Raw genomic sequence first — 17,196 nt, 5'->3', positions numbered from 1 at the left:
GTCATGGTGCTAGGTCTGCTGACGGCCCCCGCGGCCGCCGCCCAGCGGCTGCGCGAGACGCCCCGGCTGCTGTCGCGAGCCGCGGCCCCGGCGTTCGGGGTGGCCGCCGGGGCGGTGGCCGGCACGGCACGCGCCGGTGTGCACGGCATGGACACCGCGGCGCGGGTGGCACGGGTCGCGCGCAACGCGCTGCCCGGCGCCGGGATCCACTGGCGCTCCGGCAGGCGTGCGCACATCGCGCTGCGCGCAGCGGAGCCGGAGCGGGTCCGGCGCGCCGGTGGTACCGAGCACCTCGCGCGCCGCGTCGCGGCCGCCCTGGCCGAGCACCCCGACGTGTTGTTCGCCTACTGGGACCAAGGGCTCGGACGCCTGGTCGTCACCGCCACCCAGGAGGAGGCCGCCGACCGGGTGATGGATCGCGCGGCCGAACTGGCCGCTCGGCACGACCTCACGCTCGCGGGCGGCGACCCCGAGGAGACGACCCATCCGGCCGACCCGGCAGGGGTGCGGTTCGCCGCGGCCACGCTCGCCGCCGACGTCGTGGGCATCGCCGTGGGACTGACCGCCTTCGCCCTGCGGCTTCCGCCGTCACCGCGCATGGCCACCGCCGCACTGACGCTGCTGCGCGAGAACCCGCGTTTTCGCGCCCGGCTGCGCGCCAGGCTCGGCCACCAGCGGATGGACCTGCTCCTGGCCTGTGCCAACGCGGCCGTCCACGGCGCCGGGCAGACCCCCACCTCGCTCGTCCTGGACGGCGTGCTGCGCGCCTGCCAACTGGCCGACACGGTGGCCCGCTCGGCCGCGTTCGACACGGTCCACGACCGCCTGTGCGCCCCGGACCGGGTCAGCGTCGCCGCCGGCGCTCTCCCCCGCCCGCCGCTGCGCCTGACGCCGGCCCAGGAGTACGCCGAACACGCCTCCGCGGGCAGTCTGGTGGGGGCGGCGGTCACCCTGCTGGTCAAGCACGACGCAGCCGAGGCGGCCGAGGCGGTGCTGGCCGGCTCGCCGAAGGCCGCGCGCTACGGCCCCGCCGTGTTCCACTCCGTGCTGAGCGCGTCGCTGGCCCGCACGGGCGTGCTGGTACGCGACCCGGAACGGCTGCGGCAACTGGGCATGACCGGCACCGTCGTGCTGCACCCGAGCGCACTGCGCACCGAGACCGGGGACGCCGATCCCTGGGCGGAGGCCGTGCTCGACGCGGCCCGCCGGGCCCGGCTCAGGGTCGTCCTCGTCGACGATCCGGCACTGGAGGACCTCACCGGCCTCGCCGACGAGGTCGTGGACCTCCGGCGCCCCCTGGACGACGTGGTGTATGGGCTGCGCGGCGGGGAGGACGAGGGCGTGGTGCTCACCGTCGCCCGGATGCGGTCGCACGACGAACAGGGTCTCCTGGCCGGGCTGCGCGGCAGCGACATCGCCGTCGCCCTCGCCGACCGCGACAGCGCCGTCGTGTGGAGCGCGGACATCCTGGCCGTGCACGGCCTGCCCGACGTGTGGCGGGTGCTGACCGCGGTCGGGGCCGCCCGCGCGGTCGGCGGCCGGGCGCAGACCCTGGCCCGGTCCGGCGCCGCGCTGTCCGGGCTGCTCGTCGCCATCGGCGAGTCCAAGGGCGGACGCGGGCGCCGGGCCCTACTGCCCGGCCTGCGGCACGCACCCGTCGACGCGGCGGCGGCCGCCGCCCTGCTGTCCGGAGCGCGAGCCGCCCTGGGCGTCGCGGCCGCCCGCACCCCGCACCCGAGTCCGCGCGTGCACTGGCACGAACTGGACTCGGAGGAGGCGCGCGAGCAACTCGAGCAGCAACCGGCCGCCGAACCGACCGCGTTCGAGCGGACCACCGGCCGCCTTCGCAAGACGGCCGACGGTGTCACCCGGCACCCGGCACTGGCCCCCGTGCGCTGGACCTACGAACTCGGCGCGGCCGTACGCGGCGAACTGCACGACCCCCTCACCCCGGTGCTGGCCGTCGGCTCGGCGGCCTCCGCGATCCTCGGCTCGATGCTGGACGCCCTGCTCGTCGTCGGCGCCCTGGACCTGAACGCCCTCGTCGGCGGCGTGCAGCGGCTGCGCGCCGAACGGGCGCTGTCGGGGCTGCTCGCCGATCAGAAACGCAAGGCGCGCGTCGCGCCCCCGGAGGCGGAGGCGCCGGCCGGAGGCACCCGCACGGTCGACGCCGGCAAACTGCGTCCGGGTGACGTGATCGAACTGCAGGGCGACGACGTGGTGCCCGCCGACGCCCGCCTGCTGTGGGAGGACGGCCTGGAGGTCGACGAGTCCGCGCTGACCGGGGAGTCCCTGCCGGTGCAGAAGCAGACCGCCCCGACCCCGCACGCGGCCGTCGCCGACCGGCGGTGCATGGTCTTCGAGGGCACGACCGTGGTGGCCGGACGGGCCCGGGCCGTCGTGGTGGACATCGGCGAGCACACGGAGGCCGCCCGCGCCGTGCACCTCGCCGCCCGTACGCCCCCGGCCGCCGGGGTCCAGGCCAGGCTCCAGGAACTCACCCGCAAGGCCCTGCCGTTGACGCTCGCGGGCGGGGCCGCGGTGACGGGCATCGCGCTGCTGCGCGGCACCCCCGTCCACGAAGCGGTCAGCGGCGGTGTGGCCGTCGCCGTGGCGGCCGTGCCCGAGGGCCTGCCGCTGGTGGCCACGGTGGCCCAGCTGGCGGCGGCCAGGCGACTCACCCGGGGCGGTGTGCTCGTGCGCACCCCGCGCACCCTGGAGGCGCTGGGCCGCATGGACACCCTCTGCTTCGACAAGACGGGCACGCTCACCGAGAACCGGCTGCGCCTGGTTCGCGTCTGCGACGCGGACGGCACGGTCCACGCGGTGCGCGACGAGGCCGCCGCGGAGACGCTGCGCGCGGCCGCGCGGGCCTGCCCGCGGATGAACGGCGGCTCGGGCCGGCCGGTGCACGCCACCGACGAGGCCGTCCTGGACGCCGCCCGCCCCGACCCGGAGTGGACCCAGCTCGAGAGCCTCGGCTTCGAGGCCGCCCGCGGTTACGCCGCCGCCGTCGGCCGGGGCGCCGACGGCATGCGGGTGCTCGTGCTCAAGGGCGCCCCGGAAATCGTGCTGCCCGCCTGTTCGGACCTCCCGTCCCGCGCCTCCGACGCCGCGCACGCGCTGGCCGGTGACGGGCTGCGGGTCCTCGCGGTGGCCCGGCGGCGGCTCACCGCGCGCGAGAAGGAGACGGACGTACTCGAACAGCCTCTGGCGGGGCTGGAGTTCGTGGGTCTGCTCGCGTTCTCGGACGTGCCGCGCGAGACCTCCACGGCGCTCGTCCACGGCCTGTACGAGGAGGGCGTGCGGCCGGTCATGCTCACCGGTGACCACCCGCAGACCGCGCGGGCGATCGCCATGGAGCTCGGCTGGCCCGCGGACACCCCTGTGGTCACCGGCGACGAACTGGCCGCGGCCGACCGCTCGGCCCGGGCCCGCATGCTGCGCGACGCGGGTGTGGTGGCCAGGGTGGCGCCCGAGCAGAAACTCCAGGTCGTCGAGGCCCTGCGGGACGCGGGCCGGGTGGTCGGCATGGTCGGCGACGGCGCCAACGACGCGGCGGCGATCCGTGCCGCCGACATCGGCGTGGGCATCAACGCGCGCGGTTCCGCCGCCGCGCGCAATGCCGCGGACATCGTGCTCACCGACGACGACCTCACCGTCCTGATCGACGCGATCGGCGAGGGCCGCGCCCTGTGGCACAGCGTCGCGGACGCCATCGCCATCCTCATCGGCGGCAACGCCGGCGAGGTCGGTTTCGGCATCCTCGGCACCCTGATGTCGGGCAGGGCGCCGCTGTCCACCCGGCAGATGCTGATGGTGAACCTGTTCACCGACCTGTTCCCGGCGATGGCGGTGGCGGTGACACCCAAGGGGGACGTCGAGCGGACCCGCGCCGGGTCGCCCGAGGACGCGGCCGGCGGCGTCCTCGGAGAGCCGCTGATCCGGCAGATCCGTCACCGCGCCCTGACGACCTGCGTGGGCGCGGTCACCGCCTGGCTGATCGGACGCTTCACACCGGGCACCGCCCGCCGCTCGGGCACGATGGCCCTGTGCGGAGTGGTCGGCACCCAGCTCGCCCAGACCCTCCTCGACCGCCGCGACAGCCCGCTGGTCAGGATGACCTCCCTCGGCTCCGCCGTCGTCCTGGTCGCCCTGGTGCAGACCCCGGGCGTCAGCCGGGTCTTCGGCTGCACTCCGCTGGGACCGGTCGCCTGGGCCGGCGTCGCCGCGGCCATCGCCCTCGCCCTCGCGGGCCAGCGGACGGTGCCCCGACTGGAGGAGACGGTGTCCCGCCTGCTGCCGCCGCGCTGGGGGAGCGGGGTTGCGACCCACCCTCCGGGCGGCCGGGAGCGGGTTCGGGGCTGACGGGCGACGCGGGGCCGGGGGCGGCGTGGCCCGGGTGTGGCTCGGGGCGTCCGGGCGGCGTGTGCCGGCCCGTCGAGGCCGGAGCGAGCCTCGGCCGGGGCGCGGGCGGTCGTCAGACGGAGCGGTGGTACTGGTCGGGAACGTGCACCTGGCCGCCCAGTTCGCGGGCCGCGTGCCGGGCCCAGGACGGGTTGCGCAGGAGTTCCCGGCCCAGGAGGACCGCGTCGGCCTCGCCGTTGGCGATGATCTTCTCCGCCTGCTTCGCGTCGGTGATGAGTCCGACCGCGGCGACCGCCAGCGGCGATTCGCCCTTCACACGGGCGGCGAACGGCACCTGGTACCCCGGCCCCGTCGGAATGGTCACGCCGGAGGCGTTGCCACCGGTGGAGACGTCGAGCAGATCGACGCCGTGCGCGCGCAGCTCGGCCGCGAAGCGCACCGTGTCGTCCGCGGTCCAGCCGCCGTCCTCCAGCCAGTCGGTCGCGGAGATGCGGAAGAAGAGCGGCTTGTCCTCGGGCCACACCGCGCGCACCGCGTCGACGACCTCCAGCGCGAAACGCACCCGGCTCTCGTACGAGCCGCCGTAGGCGTCGGTGCGATGGTTGGAGTGCGGGGAGAGGAACTCGTTGATCAGGTAGCCGTGCGCGCCGTGGATCTCGGCGATCTCGAAGCCCGCGGCCAAGGCCCGCCGCGCCGCGTCCGCGAACTGCCCGACGACCTCCTTGACCTGCTCGGTGCCGAGCTCCTCGGGAACCGGGTGCCCGTCGGCGAAGGGGACGGCACTCGGCGCCACCGGCCGCCAACCGAGCGACTCAGGTCCGAGCGGCGCCCCTCCCTTCCACGGCCGGTCCGTCGATGCCTTGCGGCCGGCGTGCGCCAGCTGGATCGCCGGCACGGTGCCCTGGCTCTTCAGGAAGCCGGTGATCCGGCGGAACGCCTCGACCTGGGTGTCGTTCCAGATGCCGAGGTCGTACGGTGAGATCCGGCCCTCGGGCGACACGGCGGTGGCCTCCGTGATGATCAGGCCCGTGCCACCGGTCGCCCGCGCCGCGTAGTGGGCGAAGTGCCAGTCGCGCGGCACGCCCGCCTCGGGGCCCTCGGGCTCGGCCGAGTACTGGCACATCGGGGGCATCCAGACCCGGTTCGGGATCGTCACTTCGCGCAGCGTGCAGGGCTCGAACAGCGCACTCACGGCGGACTCCATTTCGTCACGGGGACCGGTCGCGATCGTCACCGGTCGGATCGCGACTAGTACGATAACTCTCGTAGTACGGTGAGTGTCAAACTACGATGATCCTCGTAGGATGAGGGCCTCGTACGAAGTGGAGTCGCCGTGATCGCCACCGCCCCCGCCTCCGGCAGCCGTGACCTTCCGCATCCCACGCGGGAGCAGATCCGCCTGGAGGGCGTGCTGCACGCGCTGGCCGACCCCATGCGGCTGCAGATCGTGCGGGAGCTCGCCGCCGGCGCCGAAGAACTGAGCTGTTCCCAGTTCGACCTGCCCGTCTCCAAGTCGACAAGCACGCACCACTTCAGGGTGCTGCGCGAGGCGGGTGTCATCCAGCAGATCTACCGGGGCACGGCGAAGATGAACGGCCTGCGCCGCGACGACCTGGACGACCTCTTCCCGGGACTGCTCGACAGCCTCGTCGATGCCGCCACCCGGCAGGCCGCCCGCCTGGGCGAAACCGCCGGCCGGGATGCGGACGGGTGAGGCGGCGGGCCGCCGGCCCGGGCCCTACGGCACCGAGGTGCGCGCCGCCTTCCGCAACGACTCCCAGTCGGGGAGCTTGACCACGCTCCGCCCGAGCGAGGCGCCGAGTTCCGCCTCGGCCCGCTCGATGGCCCGCCATCCCTCCCACTCGACCGGCTCGACACCCTCGGCGCGCAACACCTCGACGGCGTCCTCGGGCACCTGCGCACGTACGAGTTCCGGTGCGTCCGCGAGCAGTGAGGTCACCGTCTCCTTGGCGCACGGCCGGTTGGTGCCGATGACGCCGGTGGGTCCCCGTTTGATCCAGCCGGCCACGTACTCGCCCGGCGCGACCGCTCCGCCGCGCAGCACCCGCCCGTCCTGGTGCGGCACCGTGCCCGTGCCCGCGTCGAACGGCAGCCCCTCCAGCGGCACTCCGCGGTAGCCCACGGAGCGCAGCACCAGCTGCGCCGCCACGTCCTCGTACCGTCCCGTGCCCGTCACGCCGCCGCGGCCGTCCGGAACCGTCCGCTCGAACCGCACGGCCCTCACCCGGCCGTCCGCGCCGAGCAACTCCACGGGACGCAGGAAGAAGCGCAGCCGGATGCGGCGCGCGGCACCCCGGGGAGGTGCCGCCGCCCACTCGCGCAGCACCTCGACGTTGCGGCGCTGGGAGGCGGGCAGCGCCGAGGGATCCACGTACCCCGGATCCAGGGCCAGCTCCTCCGGATCGACGACGACCTCGGCGTCCGGCAGGGTGGCCAGCTCGCGCAGTTCCTTGGTGGTGAAACGGGCCTGCGCGGGGCCGCGCCGGCCCACCATGTGGATCTCGGACACCCGGCTCGCGGCCAGCGCGGCGAGCGCGGCCTCGGGCACGTCCGTGGGGTTCAGTTCGGCGGCGCCGCGCGCCAGCATGCGCGTGACGTCCACGGCCACGTTGCCCACGCCGATCACCACGGCGCTGCGTGCCCCGCGCACGAACCCGTCGTCCACGGCGTCCGGGTGGGCGCTGTACCAGGACACGAACTCGGTCGCCGACCAGCTGCCCGGCAGATCCTCGCCCGGGATCCCGAGGTGGCGGTCGGTCGCGGCGCCCACGCAGTACACGACCGCGTGGTACAGCTCCCGCAGCCGGTCGGCCGGCACCCCGCCCGGGCCGCCGACCTGCACGCCGCCCAGGAACCGGACCCGGTCGTGTTCGAGGACCGTGCGCAGGTTGTTCTGCAAGGACTTGATCTTCTCGTGGTCCGGTGCCACGCCGTAGCGCACGAGCCCGTAGGGGCACGGCAACCGGTCGAGGACGTCGACACGCACCGAGGGATCCTGCTGGACGAGACCCTGAGCGGTGTAGCACCCGCTCGGACCCGAGCCGACGACGGCGACACGCAGCACGGCGGAACTCCTTACCCCGGTGGTCGGAGGAGATCGCTGATGAGTCCAGCATGGCAGCAAGCGGCCCGCCGGGGGAGTGTGGCGACACGCCACCGGACGGCGTGTCGCCCGCCCGTCTTCTCCCGAGCCGCTCGCCGACCCGCCGGTCGGCCCGTCCGCTCCTGCCCAGGTGCTCAGGGCACGCAGAGCGCGAACCCGACCCCGATTCCTAAGCCGGACCCGCCCGATTCCGAAGCCTACCCGGTGGCCGGACCCGGCGCCGGGTCCCGGATCCCGGTCGGCTACTCCCCGCGGTCCGCCGGGTGCTGATCGGTCGCGAAGAAGCGGGAGACGTCCGTGCCGCACGAGCCGGTGGGCGCCTCGGTGTCGGGCGGGAGACCCATGTCCCAGTCGAGCCCGTAGCGCTTGAACAGCTCGGCCCGCAGCATCGGCACCGGCATCGGCGCGCCCGGGACGAGTGCCGAGTAGACCGCCCCCATCAGCAGCGCCCGCAGCATCGGGTAGTCGGTGTCGACGTCCGTCGAGCCGCGCCGGGCCACGGTGTCCCGCAGCAGGTGGGACAGCCGCTGCTGCTCGGGGCACTGCACGAACCCCTCGGCCTGGAGGATCCCCGCCATGTGGTGGCGCATCAGCACCGGCCGGTCCCGGGCCAGCCCCAGGATCGCGTCGATGGCCCGTGCCATCCGCTCCCGGCCGTCCTCCGTGCGCGGCTCGCGCTCCAGCGCCTCCTCCAGCGTGCGGTGCATCAACCGGTGCACGGCCGACTGCACGAGCTGGCGCTTGCCGGGGAAGTAGTACGACACCAGCCCTCGGGCCGATCCCGCCCGGTCGGCGATGTCGCCCAGCGTCGTCGCGTCGTACCCGCGCTCGCCGACCAGCTCGACCGCCGCCTGCAGGAGCCGTTCCCGGGAACGCCGCCGCAATTCTTCATTGACCGAGGCGCTGCGCGGGGACATGCTGAAACTCCTGCGTTGACTGGCTGCCAGCCAACTATACTCAACGCGAGCGGACCGGCCCCTGATTCGGGGGTCAGGTCGTGCTGCCGCCCGTCTCGGGCGACGCGGGGGATCGTCCGAGACGGGCTCAGCTGTGCCCGAATGGTGTCCTGAGGCTACCTTCGTGGTCGTCCGGCACGGGCGTTCTTCCGGATCTCGCGCCAGATCATGCGCGGCACGCTGGGCCGCACCCGGGTGGTGGCCACCCCCATCGCCCGGCGCACGAAGCGGTCGTCGGCCAGTTGGGCGAGCATGCTCACGGCGAGGTCGGAGCGGGCCGTGAAGACGCCGTCCGCGCTGTTCTCGGCGAGCAGGTAGGGCGTCGTGCCGGGATGGTCGAAGAGACCCGACGGGCGCACGATCGTCCAGTCCAGATCGTGCGCCCGGACCACTTCCTCCATGCGCCGCATGTCCTCGTGGGCGGTGCGGGCGATCACCCGGTTGACGTAGGGGTCGAGGACGTTGTTGAAGAAGAAGGCCCCGCTGGGCCGCCAGTCGGGGTCCAGGACGCTGGAGCTGACGACCATCAGCCGTTTCACTCCGTGCCGCTCCATGGCGGCGGTCATATGGGCGGCCGAGGCCGAGTAGAGGCTGACCGGTCCCTTTCCCGGAGGGACACCGAGCGCCGAGAGGACCGCGTCCTGGCCGGCGACCACGGCGTCGACGGCCCGCGCGTCCAGCGCGTCGGCCTCGGCGACGACCAGACCGTCGCGGACGGGGACGAGTTCCGGTCTGCGGGTGACCGCGGTGACCTCGTGCCCGTCGGCGAGGGCCTGGTCGAGCAGTTCGCGACCGGTGGGGCCGCCGGCTCCGAAGACGGCGATGCGCATGGGGTTCTCCTTTTCGAGAGACGTGGGGCCGCCGCGGAGGCCCCGGTTCGCGGAACGCCTTGACGGTGCCGCTCGGGAGGGCGGATATTCAACGCTGATGAATAAAAACCGAGGCCGCCCGCGCGGCCGTCCCGCCACCAAGGCCCGGATCGCCGAGAAGGCCCGCGCCCTCTTCCTGGCCCACGGCTACCAGGGCACGACGCTGCGGGCCGTCGCTGCGGCGGCCGACGTGGACGTGGCGCTGATCGGCTACCACTTCGGTTCCAAACAGGGCCTGTTCGGCGAGGCGATGAATATCGACTGCGGCCGCTCGACCGCGATCGTCTCGGCCTTGGACGGCGACCCGGCGCACCTGGCCGAACGGCTCGTCGACGCGGTCACGGCGCTGTGGGAGGAACCGGACGCGGACGGTGCGGGGTTCGCGGCCCTGGAGCCGGTGGCGATGCGGGACGAGGACGTCATGCGGGTATTCCGCGAGTTCCTGGAGCGTGAGGTGCTCGGCAGGATCGCCGACCACCTCGGCGGCCGGCACGCGACGGAACGGGCCACGGCCGCGGTGGCCGTGCTCGGCGGACTGATCTTCACCCGTTATCTGAATCCGCTGGGTCCCGTCGCCGCCCTCGACACCGCCGGTGTACGCCGGATCCTGGCGCCCGCGCTGCGGGCGGCCCTGTACGGCGGGTCGGTGCCGGCCGGCGCGCACCGGCCACCCGCACGCCTGCCACGGACCGCGTGACCGGCGACACCTCGGGTCAGGGCCGACGCGGGCCAACCGCGGCGGCTCAGCCCGGCAGTTCACCCGCGATCCATCCGGGCCCGGTCCGGTCCATCCCGGTCCGGTCCATCCCGGTCAGGTCAGTCCCGGCGGTCCGGCCCCGCCTGTCCGGGCGCCGCCACCAGGTCGAGCACCGGCCGAAGCGCGTCCGGCCGCTTCTCCACCGGCAGATGGTCCACGAAGTGCACCGCGCACCCCAGGGCCGCAGCACCGCCGTCGGCGTGGCGGTCGTCCCCGACCATCAGCGCATCACCGGGGTCCGTGCCGAGCGCCTCGCACGCCACCGTGAACAGCCTCGGGTCCGGTTTCTGGATGCCGTGCTCGTACGACAGGACGTATGCGTCGACGTAGGCGTCCAGGCCGTGTGCGCGGAACACCGGGCGCAGGTCCCAGCCGATGTTGCTCACCACGGCGACCGCGATCCCGCGCTCGTGCAGGGTGCGCAGCACCTCGGGCGCGTCCGGGTACGGGGCCCAGGCGGCCGGGGTCTTGTGCCGGTCGTACAGTGCGTCGTGCAGCGCCGGATCGGGCAGCCGTACCTGACGGGACAGACCGGTGTAGGCGGCCCGATGCGCCTCGGCACTGCGGTCGCGGTTCTTCCAGAGTCCGGCCAGTTCCCCGGGGATCCGCACGGGGGGCGCCCCGCCCGGCAGCGCACCGGCCTCCTCCAGCGCCCGTGCCGCCTCGGCCAGATCCCGTTCCCCGAGAGCCGGACCGGCTTCGTCCAGTACGGCACGCAACCAGGACTCGGTGGACTCGATGCGGAAGAGGGTGCCGGAGAAGTCGAAGAGGACAGCAGACATGGAGGTGATCATCGCTCATCCGGACGACGCGGGCCAGCGGTCGTGGACGGCCGCCGCACCCGCCGCCAACGCCGCGCCCAGCAGCCAGCCGCCGAGGACGTCCGAGGGCCAGTGCACGCCCAGCCAGACGCGGGTCAGGCCGACCCCGACGACCGAGAGCACGGCCAGCGCCACGGCGGCGCCCCACAGCGTGCCCGTGACGCCCTCGCGCCGTAGCAGCCACAGGAGCAGGCCGCACACCACCGTCGCGGTCATGGCGTGACCGGACGGGAAGGCCGCGTAGTGTGCGGAGTCCACCGGGTCGGGCCACGCGGGGCGGGGCCGGCCGACCGCGGCCTTCAGCCCCTGTTGCAGCACGGCGGTCAGCGCACACGCGCCCACCAGCCACGCCGCCGTCCACCAGGCCGAGCGACGCCACAGCAGCCACACCGCGGCCGCCGCGCACAGCAGGCGCATCGTCACCGGGTCCCACACCCAGTCGGTGAGGACGCGGCACGCCTGCGTGAGACCGGGCTCGTCCACCGCCCAGCCGTGACTCGTACGGGCGACAGCGCCGTCGAACAGCATCAGCGGCCGCCATCGGACGACGACCAGCGCCGTCAGCACCGCGGAGCACAGGAACAGGACCGAGGCAGCGGCCCGCGCGGCGACGGTACGCCGGTCGGCCGGACAGGGCGGGGACTCCACGGGAGCGGCAGGCATGACTCGATCCTCGCCCACAGGCACACGGAGAAACACCGTCGACCGTGCCGACGGCGGGCGCCCCGGCGGTCGGCATCATGGGCGCCGGGGCGGCCGCCCGTCGCCGTGCCCTGCCGGTCAGCCCAGTGCCCGCAACCCCGGCACCAGCGTCACCAGGACCGGGATCACCGGGACGAGCGAGGCCAGCGCCGTCAGACGCAGCCGACGGGCCGCGGTGAGCCGGTGCGGCGGGGTGAGCAGGCGGTGCACCCGCTGCGGAACATGGGCATGCGCGGCGGGGACGGGGCCGAAGACGCCCCGGTCCTCGTTGAGTTCGACGAGCGCCAGCGCGGTCGTCAGCCGGCCGAAGCGGCGCGAGGCCATGTCGTCGGCGGCGAGTTCGACCAGACGGTGCATCTCGTCGCGGAACGCGGCGAACACCGGCACCTGGGGAAAACCCTCCGCCAGCGCGGCCGAACAGTGCAGCAGCCAGTCGTGCCGGGCCCGTGCGTGCCCCTGCTCATGGGCGAGGACGGCGTCCAGCCGGCGCCCCTTCAGCCTCCGCAGCGCGGCCGTGGTGACGACCAGTCGCGGTGGATCGCCCGGCAGCCACCACGCCTCCGGCCGATCGCCCTCCAGGACCAGGAGCCGGTCGGCGCCGGGCTGCTCACCCGGCAGCAGCGGGGCACGGACGAGGAGTTCGGCGCGCCGGCGACTGCGGCCCGAGCGGGCCCGTACGACCTCGCGGACCAGCATCGCCGCGCTCCACACCCCCGCGCACGCCAGCGCCACCGCGGTCGTCGGCGCCCAGGCGCCGGCCGCGCCGAAGGCGTAGGCCTCCACCACCGCACGCGGAGCCGTGGCGAACACATGGCCGCGCACCGCCTGCCAGGCGGCCGCCGCGCTGAGGACCATCGACAGCGCACAGCACAGCAGGACGCCGGCCACCACGCACTGCCACACCCACAGCGCGACCACCGGCTCCCGGTCCGTCCAGTCGCCCCGGGTGAGCAGCCGGGGAGCGGCCACGGCGGTCAGCGCGCCGAGCAGCAGCAGGACTGCGGGCACCATCATGCGATCACCCTATGAGCGGCCCACGCCCCGGACACGGTTCCCCGCGCCGAAGTGACACAGACCACGGACCCACGGCTGCCGCACGCCCGGCCCGCGTCCGAGGCGTCCCGCCTCGCCGCCGCGCCGAGCGGTCTCACACGAGGAGCCCGCTCAGCGGCACGTCGCTCACAGCGTCAGCAGCATGGCGACCATCGCCATCCCCATCGACAGCCGGCACGCCCGTGACAACTCCGGCCGGTCGCCCCAGCGCGGGCTTCCGGCTCTCGGCGTCCCCGGACCCGCGCCCGCACGCACGGTCGCCGTCGTGGCCGCCGTCGGCACCAGTCGGGCGCCCGACAGCAGGACGTAGCCGGCGAAGTACAGCAGCAGGGCGCCGGTAAGCGGCGGGACGCCGGATCCGCCGTGCCCATGGTGGTGGGACTCCGGCGCGACGGCCATGACGACGGACATGTAGACCATGGCACCCGTGCCCACCAGGTGGTGCAGATGGTGCGGACTCGTCCGTGCCGACCACAGCGCGCGCAGTGCCGCCGCGCCGAAGACGGCCGCGTAGCCGGGCCAGGCCCAGGCCGGCGGGGTGAACACGGCCGCGGGCACGGCCATGGCGGCCATGCCGAAGCCCATCAGCGCCTCGCCGCCCGCGGCGCGGCGCTGCTCCTCCAGGGGGCTGCGCATGCGCAGCAGACAGTAGGCGCCGGTCGCCGCGCAGAGCGCGACCAGCAGCCAGCCGGGCGAAGCCGGTCCGTGCACCCGCCACCTCCCCGTTCGACGGGTCCGGGCCGCCGGGCGGCGATCCGGTCGGTCGCTCTTGCGATGCCCGGGGCACGCGGTGCGCACACGAGCGCAAAGGTGTACGCGGGGAGCATGCCCGGTGGTGCGCGCGGTCACCCCCTGCCCAACGGAGACGACGCGAAATCATTTACTGGTAAAATACCTGTTAACCTTGTGCCATGAGCAGTGCCACCCCCAGCCCCGACCCCACCCTCGCGACACGCCCCGTCCGCCGTCTTCCGCTCACCGGTGTGCTGAGGCTGGGCCGTCCCTCCGACATCTGGTTCAAACCCGCCCTGAGCGTCGTCGCCTCAATCGTCCCGCCCACTCTCGTGCTGCTCGCCCTCGGCAGGCTCGACCTGGCCGTGTACACGATGGCCGGATCGCTGTGCGCCCTGTACGCCCACAACCGCCCCTACGCCGCGCGCGCCCGCGTCCTCGGGTGGGTGGTACTGGGCATGCTCGGCGGTCTTGGTCTCTCGCTGGTCGCCGCCTCGCTGACCTCCGACGCGGTCGTCCTGGTCGCCGTCGGCGCCGTCATGGCGGCCGCTCAGAAGGCACTGTGCGACGCCACCCGCGTCGGCCCGCCCGGCAACGTCGTCCTGACCTTCGTCAGTTCCGCCTCCCTGTTCGTCCCGCAGACCCTCGGCCAGGTCCCCGGCCATCTGGCGCTGGCCGCCGCCGTGGCCGCGTGGGCCTGGCTGGTCGGGATGGCGCCCGGCCTGCTCCGCCCGCACGGCCCGGAACGCCGCGCCACCGCCCGGGCGCTGGACACGGCCGCCGCGTACGCCGCCACCCGCGGCACTTCGGACGGCCAGGCCCGGACCCGTGCCGCCGCCGCCACCGCCGTCCAGGCGGCCTGGCAGGCCCTGTCGGCCACCGGCTCGCGCCCCCGGCCCCGGCGCGCCCTGGAGCGTCTGCTCGTCCGCGCCGAGGTGGCGCTCGCCGCCCCCGCCGACACCGACGCGGACCGGCTGCGGAACTGGGCACGGCAACTGCGCGGCACCGGCCCGGTCCCCGATGCCGGCGAGACGGCGGCGGCCGCGGAGGAACTCCTCGGCGTGGACGCCGAGCACACCGTCCGGCACCGCCCCTGGTGGCGCCGGCTCGGCCCGCTCACGCCGGTCGCCGTGCGCACCGGTCTCGGCTGCGCGCTCGCGGGGTACGCCTCCCTCGCGCTCGGCATCGGCCGGCCCTACTGGGCCCTGGTCACCGCGGCCTCGCTCTACCAGGCCAACCTCGCCCTCACCTGGAGCCGGAGCGTCCAGCGCGTCGTGGGCAACCTCGTCGGCGTCCTCGTCTTCGCCGCGATCGCCCCGCTCGCGCACTCCGGCGGCCTCGGCCTCGTGCTGTGCTGCGCGGCCCTCAACTTCGGTGCCGAGGCACTGATCGCCCGGAACTACTGGCTCGGCACCATCCGCGTGACCCCGATGGCGCTGTTCATCACGGAGTTCGCCGGACGGCAGGCCGAGGGCGAGCTGATCACCGAGCGGGCCGTGGACACCGTCGTCGGCGCCGTGGTCGGCTTCGCGGCCGCCGTCGCCGTCACCAACCGCCGGACCGGCGACCGCGTCGAGCACGCCCTGACCGCCGTCGACCGGGCCCGCGAGCGGGCCGCGCGCCTGCTCGCCGAGGAGCGGCCGGCGCCCGCCGCCCTGGAGGCCGGCCGCCGGAGCCTGTCCGTCGCGCTGGTGGAGCTGCGCGGCAGCGTCGACGCCGCGTCCGGCGAGTGGTGGCAGCGGGCCCTGCCCCAGGAGCGGGTCGTGCTCACCGAGCAGTCCGCACACCGTACGCTCGCCGCGACGGTACGACGCCTGGGCCTTCACGCCCCGGCGGGGAGCACGGGCAGGACGACGGAGGACGTACGGCCATGACGGCGCACGACGGACGGCCGGAACCGGGTGAAGCGGCATCCGGAGAGGCGGTCGCGGGGCAAGCGGCAGCGAGACGGACGGCGGTCGGGGAAGCGGCCGCGGAGGGCCAGGGCCGCTCCGCGTCGTGGCCCGCGCCGCAGCCGGTGCCGGGCGCCGACCGTGACGACACCGTGGCCGTGGTCGTCCGCCAGTGGCGGTCCGTCCACCCCGACCTGGACACCGGCCCGATGGAGATCATCGGCCGCGTCAACCGCTGCGCCGCCCTGCTCCAGCAGGCCGAGGACGCGCCGCTGCGCCGGGCGGGGCTCAGCCGGGCCGAGTTCGACCTGCTCGGCGCGCTGCGGCGCACCGGCCACGAGCTCACGCCGAGCGAACTGGCCCGCGAGACGTTCTCCTCGGGCGCCGCCGTCACCAAGCGGCTGAAGCAGCTGACCGCCCGCGGTCTGGTGGAGCGCCGCGGCGACACCCGTGACCGCCGCGTGGCCCACGTCCACCTCACGGACGCCGGGCGGGACCTGGTCGACGGCATCCTCCCGGCACAGCTCGCCTACGAACAAACCGTGCTCGCCGGACTGGACGGCGAGCGGCAGGACGAGCTGGCCGGCCTGCTGCGCATGCTCCTGGACCGCCTGGAGGGCCGCAGGGCTTGACCGGGCCGACGGGGCGGCTCAGATGCCCTCCGGCCGGGGCTCCTCGTCCCCGGCCACGTAGATCCCGAACGCCGCGCCCTGGGGATCCCGCAGCACCGCGATGCGGGGCCCGCCCTCGACGGAGGTGGGCTCCTGGAGGGTCTTGCTGCCGGCCCGCACGGCGACCTCGGTCGTCGCGTCGACGTCCTCGACGGCGAAGTACGGCATCCAGTGCGGGGGCACATCGGCCGGGAAGCGTTCGTGCAGGGCTGTCACGCCGCCGAAGTCCAGGCCGTGCGTGCCCCACTGCGTGTACCACTCCGAGGCGTTGACGCTCCACCCGAAGACGCTGGTGTAGAAGTTCCGGGCCCGGCGCACGTCCCGCGTCGCGAGCTCCACCCAGCCCAGCGCGCCAGGCCGGTTGAACACTCCCGCGCCCTGGAACTTGCCGGCCTGCCACATCTGGAACGCCGCGCCGGACGGGTCGAGCGCCACGGTCCGGCGGCCCTCGTCGAAGATGTCCATGGGGCCGCGGATCACCGTTCCGCCGGCCTCCACCACCCGGTTCGTGGCCTTGTCGATGTCGGCGACGGCGAACGTGATGTTCCAGGCGACCGGCTGCGTGGGCCGGTACAGCGGGCCGATGCCCGCGACCGCCGCGTCCCCCAGGCGGGCGATGGCGTATCCGCGCAGTTCGGGACGGGGGTCCGTCTCGCACCGCCAGGCGAAGACCTCTCCGTAGAACTGCTGCGCCGCCGCGAGATCGCTGGTTGCCAGCTCCGCCCAGCTGGGGCCGCCGAGCACCGGTTTGTCGAACTCCATGGCATTCCTCCGGGAAGGCTCGCCCCCACCACAAGCACGCTATCCCCGGTCACCCTCGGTGGCCAGCGGGAGCCGCTCCGGTCACAGCCCTCAGATCCCAGCCCGATAGCGCAGCGGATGGTCCGCCGGCACCTCCACGAGGACGATCGGCGTGCCGTCCGGGTCGGCGATCCACATCTCGATCAGTCCCCATGGCTCCCGCACCGGCGGGCGTACGATCTCGACGCCCCGCTCGCGCAGCTGGTCGTGGGCCGCGGCCACGTCCGCCACCTGGAGCCAGAGCCGCACGGCGGGGGAGGGCGGGGCCTCCGAGCGGCCCGACAGCTCCAGGAAGCCGCCGCCGAGGAAGTAGACGGTGCCGCGCTGCGGGCCCGTGCCGAACTCGCGGTAGACGGCCAGGCCCAGCTGCTCGCCGTAGAACGTGCGGGAGCGCTCGGGGTCGGTGGGCCGGAGCAGTGTCCGGCTGCTGAGTACGTGCACCATGCACCG

General features: G+C 74.6%; 15 protein-coding genes. 5 read left to right on the top strand and 10 right to left on the bottom strand.

Translation table 11 applies throughout. From position 1 onward, the window contains the following. The first annotated feature begins 3 nt into the window (after positions 1-3). Positions 4-4,368 carry an HAD-IC family P-type ATPase gene (locus tag ACWDUZ_RS05190; RefSeq protein WP_451630417.1) on the top strand — a complete coding sequence of 1,455 codons (4,365 nt, stop codon included), beginning with the start codon at positions 4-6 and terminating at the stop codon, positions 4,366-4,368. A gap of 112 nt (positions 4,369-4,480) precedes the next feature. Here the strand turns inward: ACWDUZ_RS05190 and ACWDUZ_RS05185 are convergent, their stop codons facing one another. After that, positions 4,481-5,560 carry an NADH:flavin oxidoreductase/NADH oxidase gene (locus tag ACWDUZ_RS05185; protein WP_451630416.1) on the bottom strand — a complete coding sequence of 360 codons (1,080 nt, stop codon included), beginning with the start codon at positions 5,558-5,560 and terminating at the stop codon, positions 4,481-4,483. A gap of 144 nt (positions 5,561-5,704) precedes the next feature. Here ACWDUZ_RS05185 and ACWDUZ_RS05180 point away from each other — a divergent pair, with 144 nt between their 5' ends. Beyond that, complete coding sequence (locus ACWDUZ_RS05180; RefSeq protein ID WP_451630478.1) at positions 5,705-6,082, top strand: ArsR/SmtB family transcription factor; 378 nt, start codon at positions 5,705-5,707, stop codon at positions 6,080-6,082. Positions 6,083-6,106: 24 nt separating this feature from the next. Here the strand turns inward: ACWDUZ_RS05180 and ACWDUZ_RS05175 are convergent, their stop codons facing one another. The 3 genes from ACWDUZ_RS05175 to ACWDUZ_RS05165 all read right to left on the bottom strand — a co-directional run bounded on the left by ACWDUZ_RS05175 (position 6,107) and on the right by ACWDUZ_RS05165 (position 9,278). Then, a complete protein-coding gene (locus ACWDUZ_RS05175; protein ID WP_451630415.1) occupies positions 6,107-7,453 on the bottom strand; it encodes an FAD-dependent oxidoreductase in 1,347 nt (448 codons plus the stop codon). Positions 7,454-7,734: 281 nt separating this feature from the next. Next, positions 7,735-8,409 carry a TetR/AcrR family transcriptional regulator gene (locus ACWDUZ_RS05170; RefSeq protein ID WP_451630414.1) on the bottom strand — a complete coding sequence of 225 codons (675 nt, stop codon included), beginning with the start codon at positions 8,407-8,409 and terminating at the stop codon, positions 7,735-7,737. A 155-nt stretch (positions 8,410-8,564) separates the two neighbouring features. Beyond that, a complete protein-coding gene (locus ACWDUZ_RS05165) occupies positions 8,565-9,278 on the bottom strand; it encodes an NAD(P)-dependent oxidoreductase (protein WP_451630413.1) in 714 nt (237 codons plus the stop codon). A 97-nt stretch (positions 9,279-9,375) separates the two neighbouring features. On the opposite strand from ACWDUZ_RS05165, the gene ACWDUZ_RS05160 reads away from it, so the two are divergent. Further along, the gene (locus ACWDUZ_RS05160) at positions 9,376-10,014 is read left to right on the top strand and encodes a TetR/AcrR family transcriptional regulator (protein WP_451630412.1); all 639 of its coding nucleotides are present in this window, start codon (positions 9,376-9,378) and stop codon (positions 10,012-10,014) included. A 119-nt stretch (positions 10,015-10,133) separates the two neighbouring features. On the opposite strand, the gene ACWDUZ_RS05155 is transcribed toward ACWDUZ_RS05160, so the two are convergent. From ACWDUZ_RS05155 to ACWDUZ_RS05140, 4 genes are all read right to left on the bottom strand, one after another. After that, positions 10,134-10,856: an HAD family hydrolase gene (locus ACWDUZ_RS05155; RefSeq protein ID WP_451630411.1), complete on the bottom strand. Its 723-nt coding sequence runs from the start codon at positions 10,854-10,856 to the stop codon at positions 10,134-10,136. 15 nt (positions 10,857-10,871) lie between these two features. Next, positions 10,872-11,558 (bottom strand): phosphatase PAP2 family protein, encoded by a 687-nt coding sequence (locus tag ACWDUZ_RS05150; RefSeq protein ID WP_451630410.1) that lies wholly within the window; start codon positions 11,556-11,558, stop codon positions 10,872-10,874. Positions 11,559-11,675: 117 nt separating this feature from the next. Beyond that, positions 11,676-12,611 (bottom strand): M56 family metallopeptidase, encoded by a 936-nt coding sequence (locus tag ACWDUZ_RS05145; protein WP_451630409.1) that lies wholly within the window; start codon positions 12,609-12,611, stop codon positions 11,676-11,678. Positions 12,612-12,776: 165 nt separating this feature from the next. Further along, complete coding sequence (locus ACWDUZ_RS05140) at positions 12,777-13,361, bottom strand: DUF5134 domain-containing protein (protein ID WP_451630408.1); 585 nt, start codon at positions 13,359-13,361, stop codon at positions 12,777-12,779. Between the two features lie 200 nt (positions 13,362-13,561). Between ACWDUZ_RS05140 and ACWDUZ_RS05135 the strand changes: the two genes are divergently transcribed. Both ACWDUZ_RS05135 and ACWDUZ_RS05130 read left to right on the top strand, forming a co-directional pair. Beyond that, a complete protein-coding gene (locus ACWDUZ_RS05135; protein WP_451630407.1) occupies positions 13,562-15,256 on the top strand; it encodes an FUSC family protein in 1,695 nt (564 codons plus the stop codon). After that, a complete protein-coding gene (locus ACWDUZ_RS05130) occupies positions 15,253-15,906 on the top strand; it encodes a MarR family winged helix-turn-helix transcriptional regulator (protein WP_451630406.1) in 654 nt (217 codons plus the stop codon). The genes ACWDUZ_RS05135 and ACWDUZ_RS05130 overlap by 4 nt, the downstream gene beginning before the upstream one ends. 18 nt (positions 15,907-15,924) lie before the next feature. Here ACWDUZ_RS05130 and ACWDUZ_RS05125 read toward each other — a convergent pair whose 3' ends face one another. Next, complete coding sequence (locus tag ACWDUZ_RS05125) at positions 15,925-16,707, bottom strand: VOC family protein (RefSeq protein ID WP_451630405.1); 783 nt, start codon at positions 16,705-16,707, stop codon at positions 15,925-15,927. A gap of 90 nt (positions 16,708-16,797) precedes the next feature. Beyond that, entirely contained in the window at positions 16,798-17,190 is a 393-nt protein-coding gene (locus ACWDUZ_RS05120; RefSeq protein WP_451630404.1) for a VOC family protein, read from the bottom strand. Between the last annotated feature and the right edge of the window lie 6 nt (positions 17,191-17,196).

It is taken from the genome of Streptomyces sp. NPDC003393 (assembly GCF_053589015.1).
The sequence above is the reverse complement of the archived record's forward strand: the minus strand, read 5'-3'. Positions and strand labels throughout refer to the sequence as shown.

Coding starts and splice junctions, on each gene's coding strand:
- ACWDUZ_RS05190 (WP_451630417.1), top strand. CDS start 4: ATGGTGCTAGGTCTGCTGACGGCCCCCGCGGCCGCCGCCCAGCGGCTG.
- ACWDUZ_RS05170 (WP_451630414.1), bottom strand. CDS start 8,409: ATGTCCCCGCGCAGCGCCTCGGTCAATGAAGAATTGCGGCGGCGTTCC.
- ACWDUZ_RS05165 (WP_451630413.1), bottom strand. CDS start 9,278: ATGCGCATCGCCGTCTTCGGAGCCGGCGGCCCCACCGGTCGCGAACTG.
- ACWDUZ_RS05160 (WP_451630412.1), top strand. CDS start 9,376: ATGAATAAAAACCGAGGCCGCCCGCGCGGCCGTCCCGCCACCAAGGCC.
- ACWDUZ_RS05155 (WP_451630411.1), bottom strand. CDS start 10,856: ATGTCTGCTGTCCTCTTCGACTTCTCCGGCACCCTCTTCCGCATCGAG.
- ACWDUZ_RS05150 (WP_451630410.1), bottom strand. CDS start 11,558: ATGCCTGCCGCTCCCGTGGAGTCCCCGCCCTGTCCGGCCGACCGGCGT.
- ACWDUZ_RS05145 (WP_451630409.1), bottom strand. CDS start 12,611: ATGATGGTGCCCGCAGTCCTGCTGCTGCTCGGCGCGCTGACCGCCGTG.
- ACWDUZ_RS05135 (WP_451630407.1), top strand. CDS start 13,562: ATGAGCAGTGCCACCCCCAGCCCCGACCCCACCCTCGCGACACGCCCC.
- ACWDUZ_RS05130 (WP_451630406.1), top strand. CDS start 15,253: ATGACGGCGCACGACGGACGGCCGGAACCGGGTGAAGCGGCATCCGGA.
- ACWDUZ_RS05125 (WP_451630405.1), bottom strand. CDS start 16,707: ATGGAGTTCGACAAACCGGTGCTCGGCGGCCCCAGCTGGGCGGAGCTG.
- ACWDUZ_RS05120 (WP_451630404.1), bottom strand. CDS start 17,190: ATGGTGCACGTACTCAGCAGCCGGACACTGCTCCGGCCCACCGACCCC.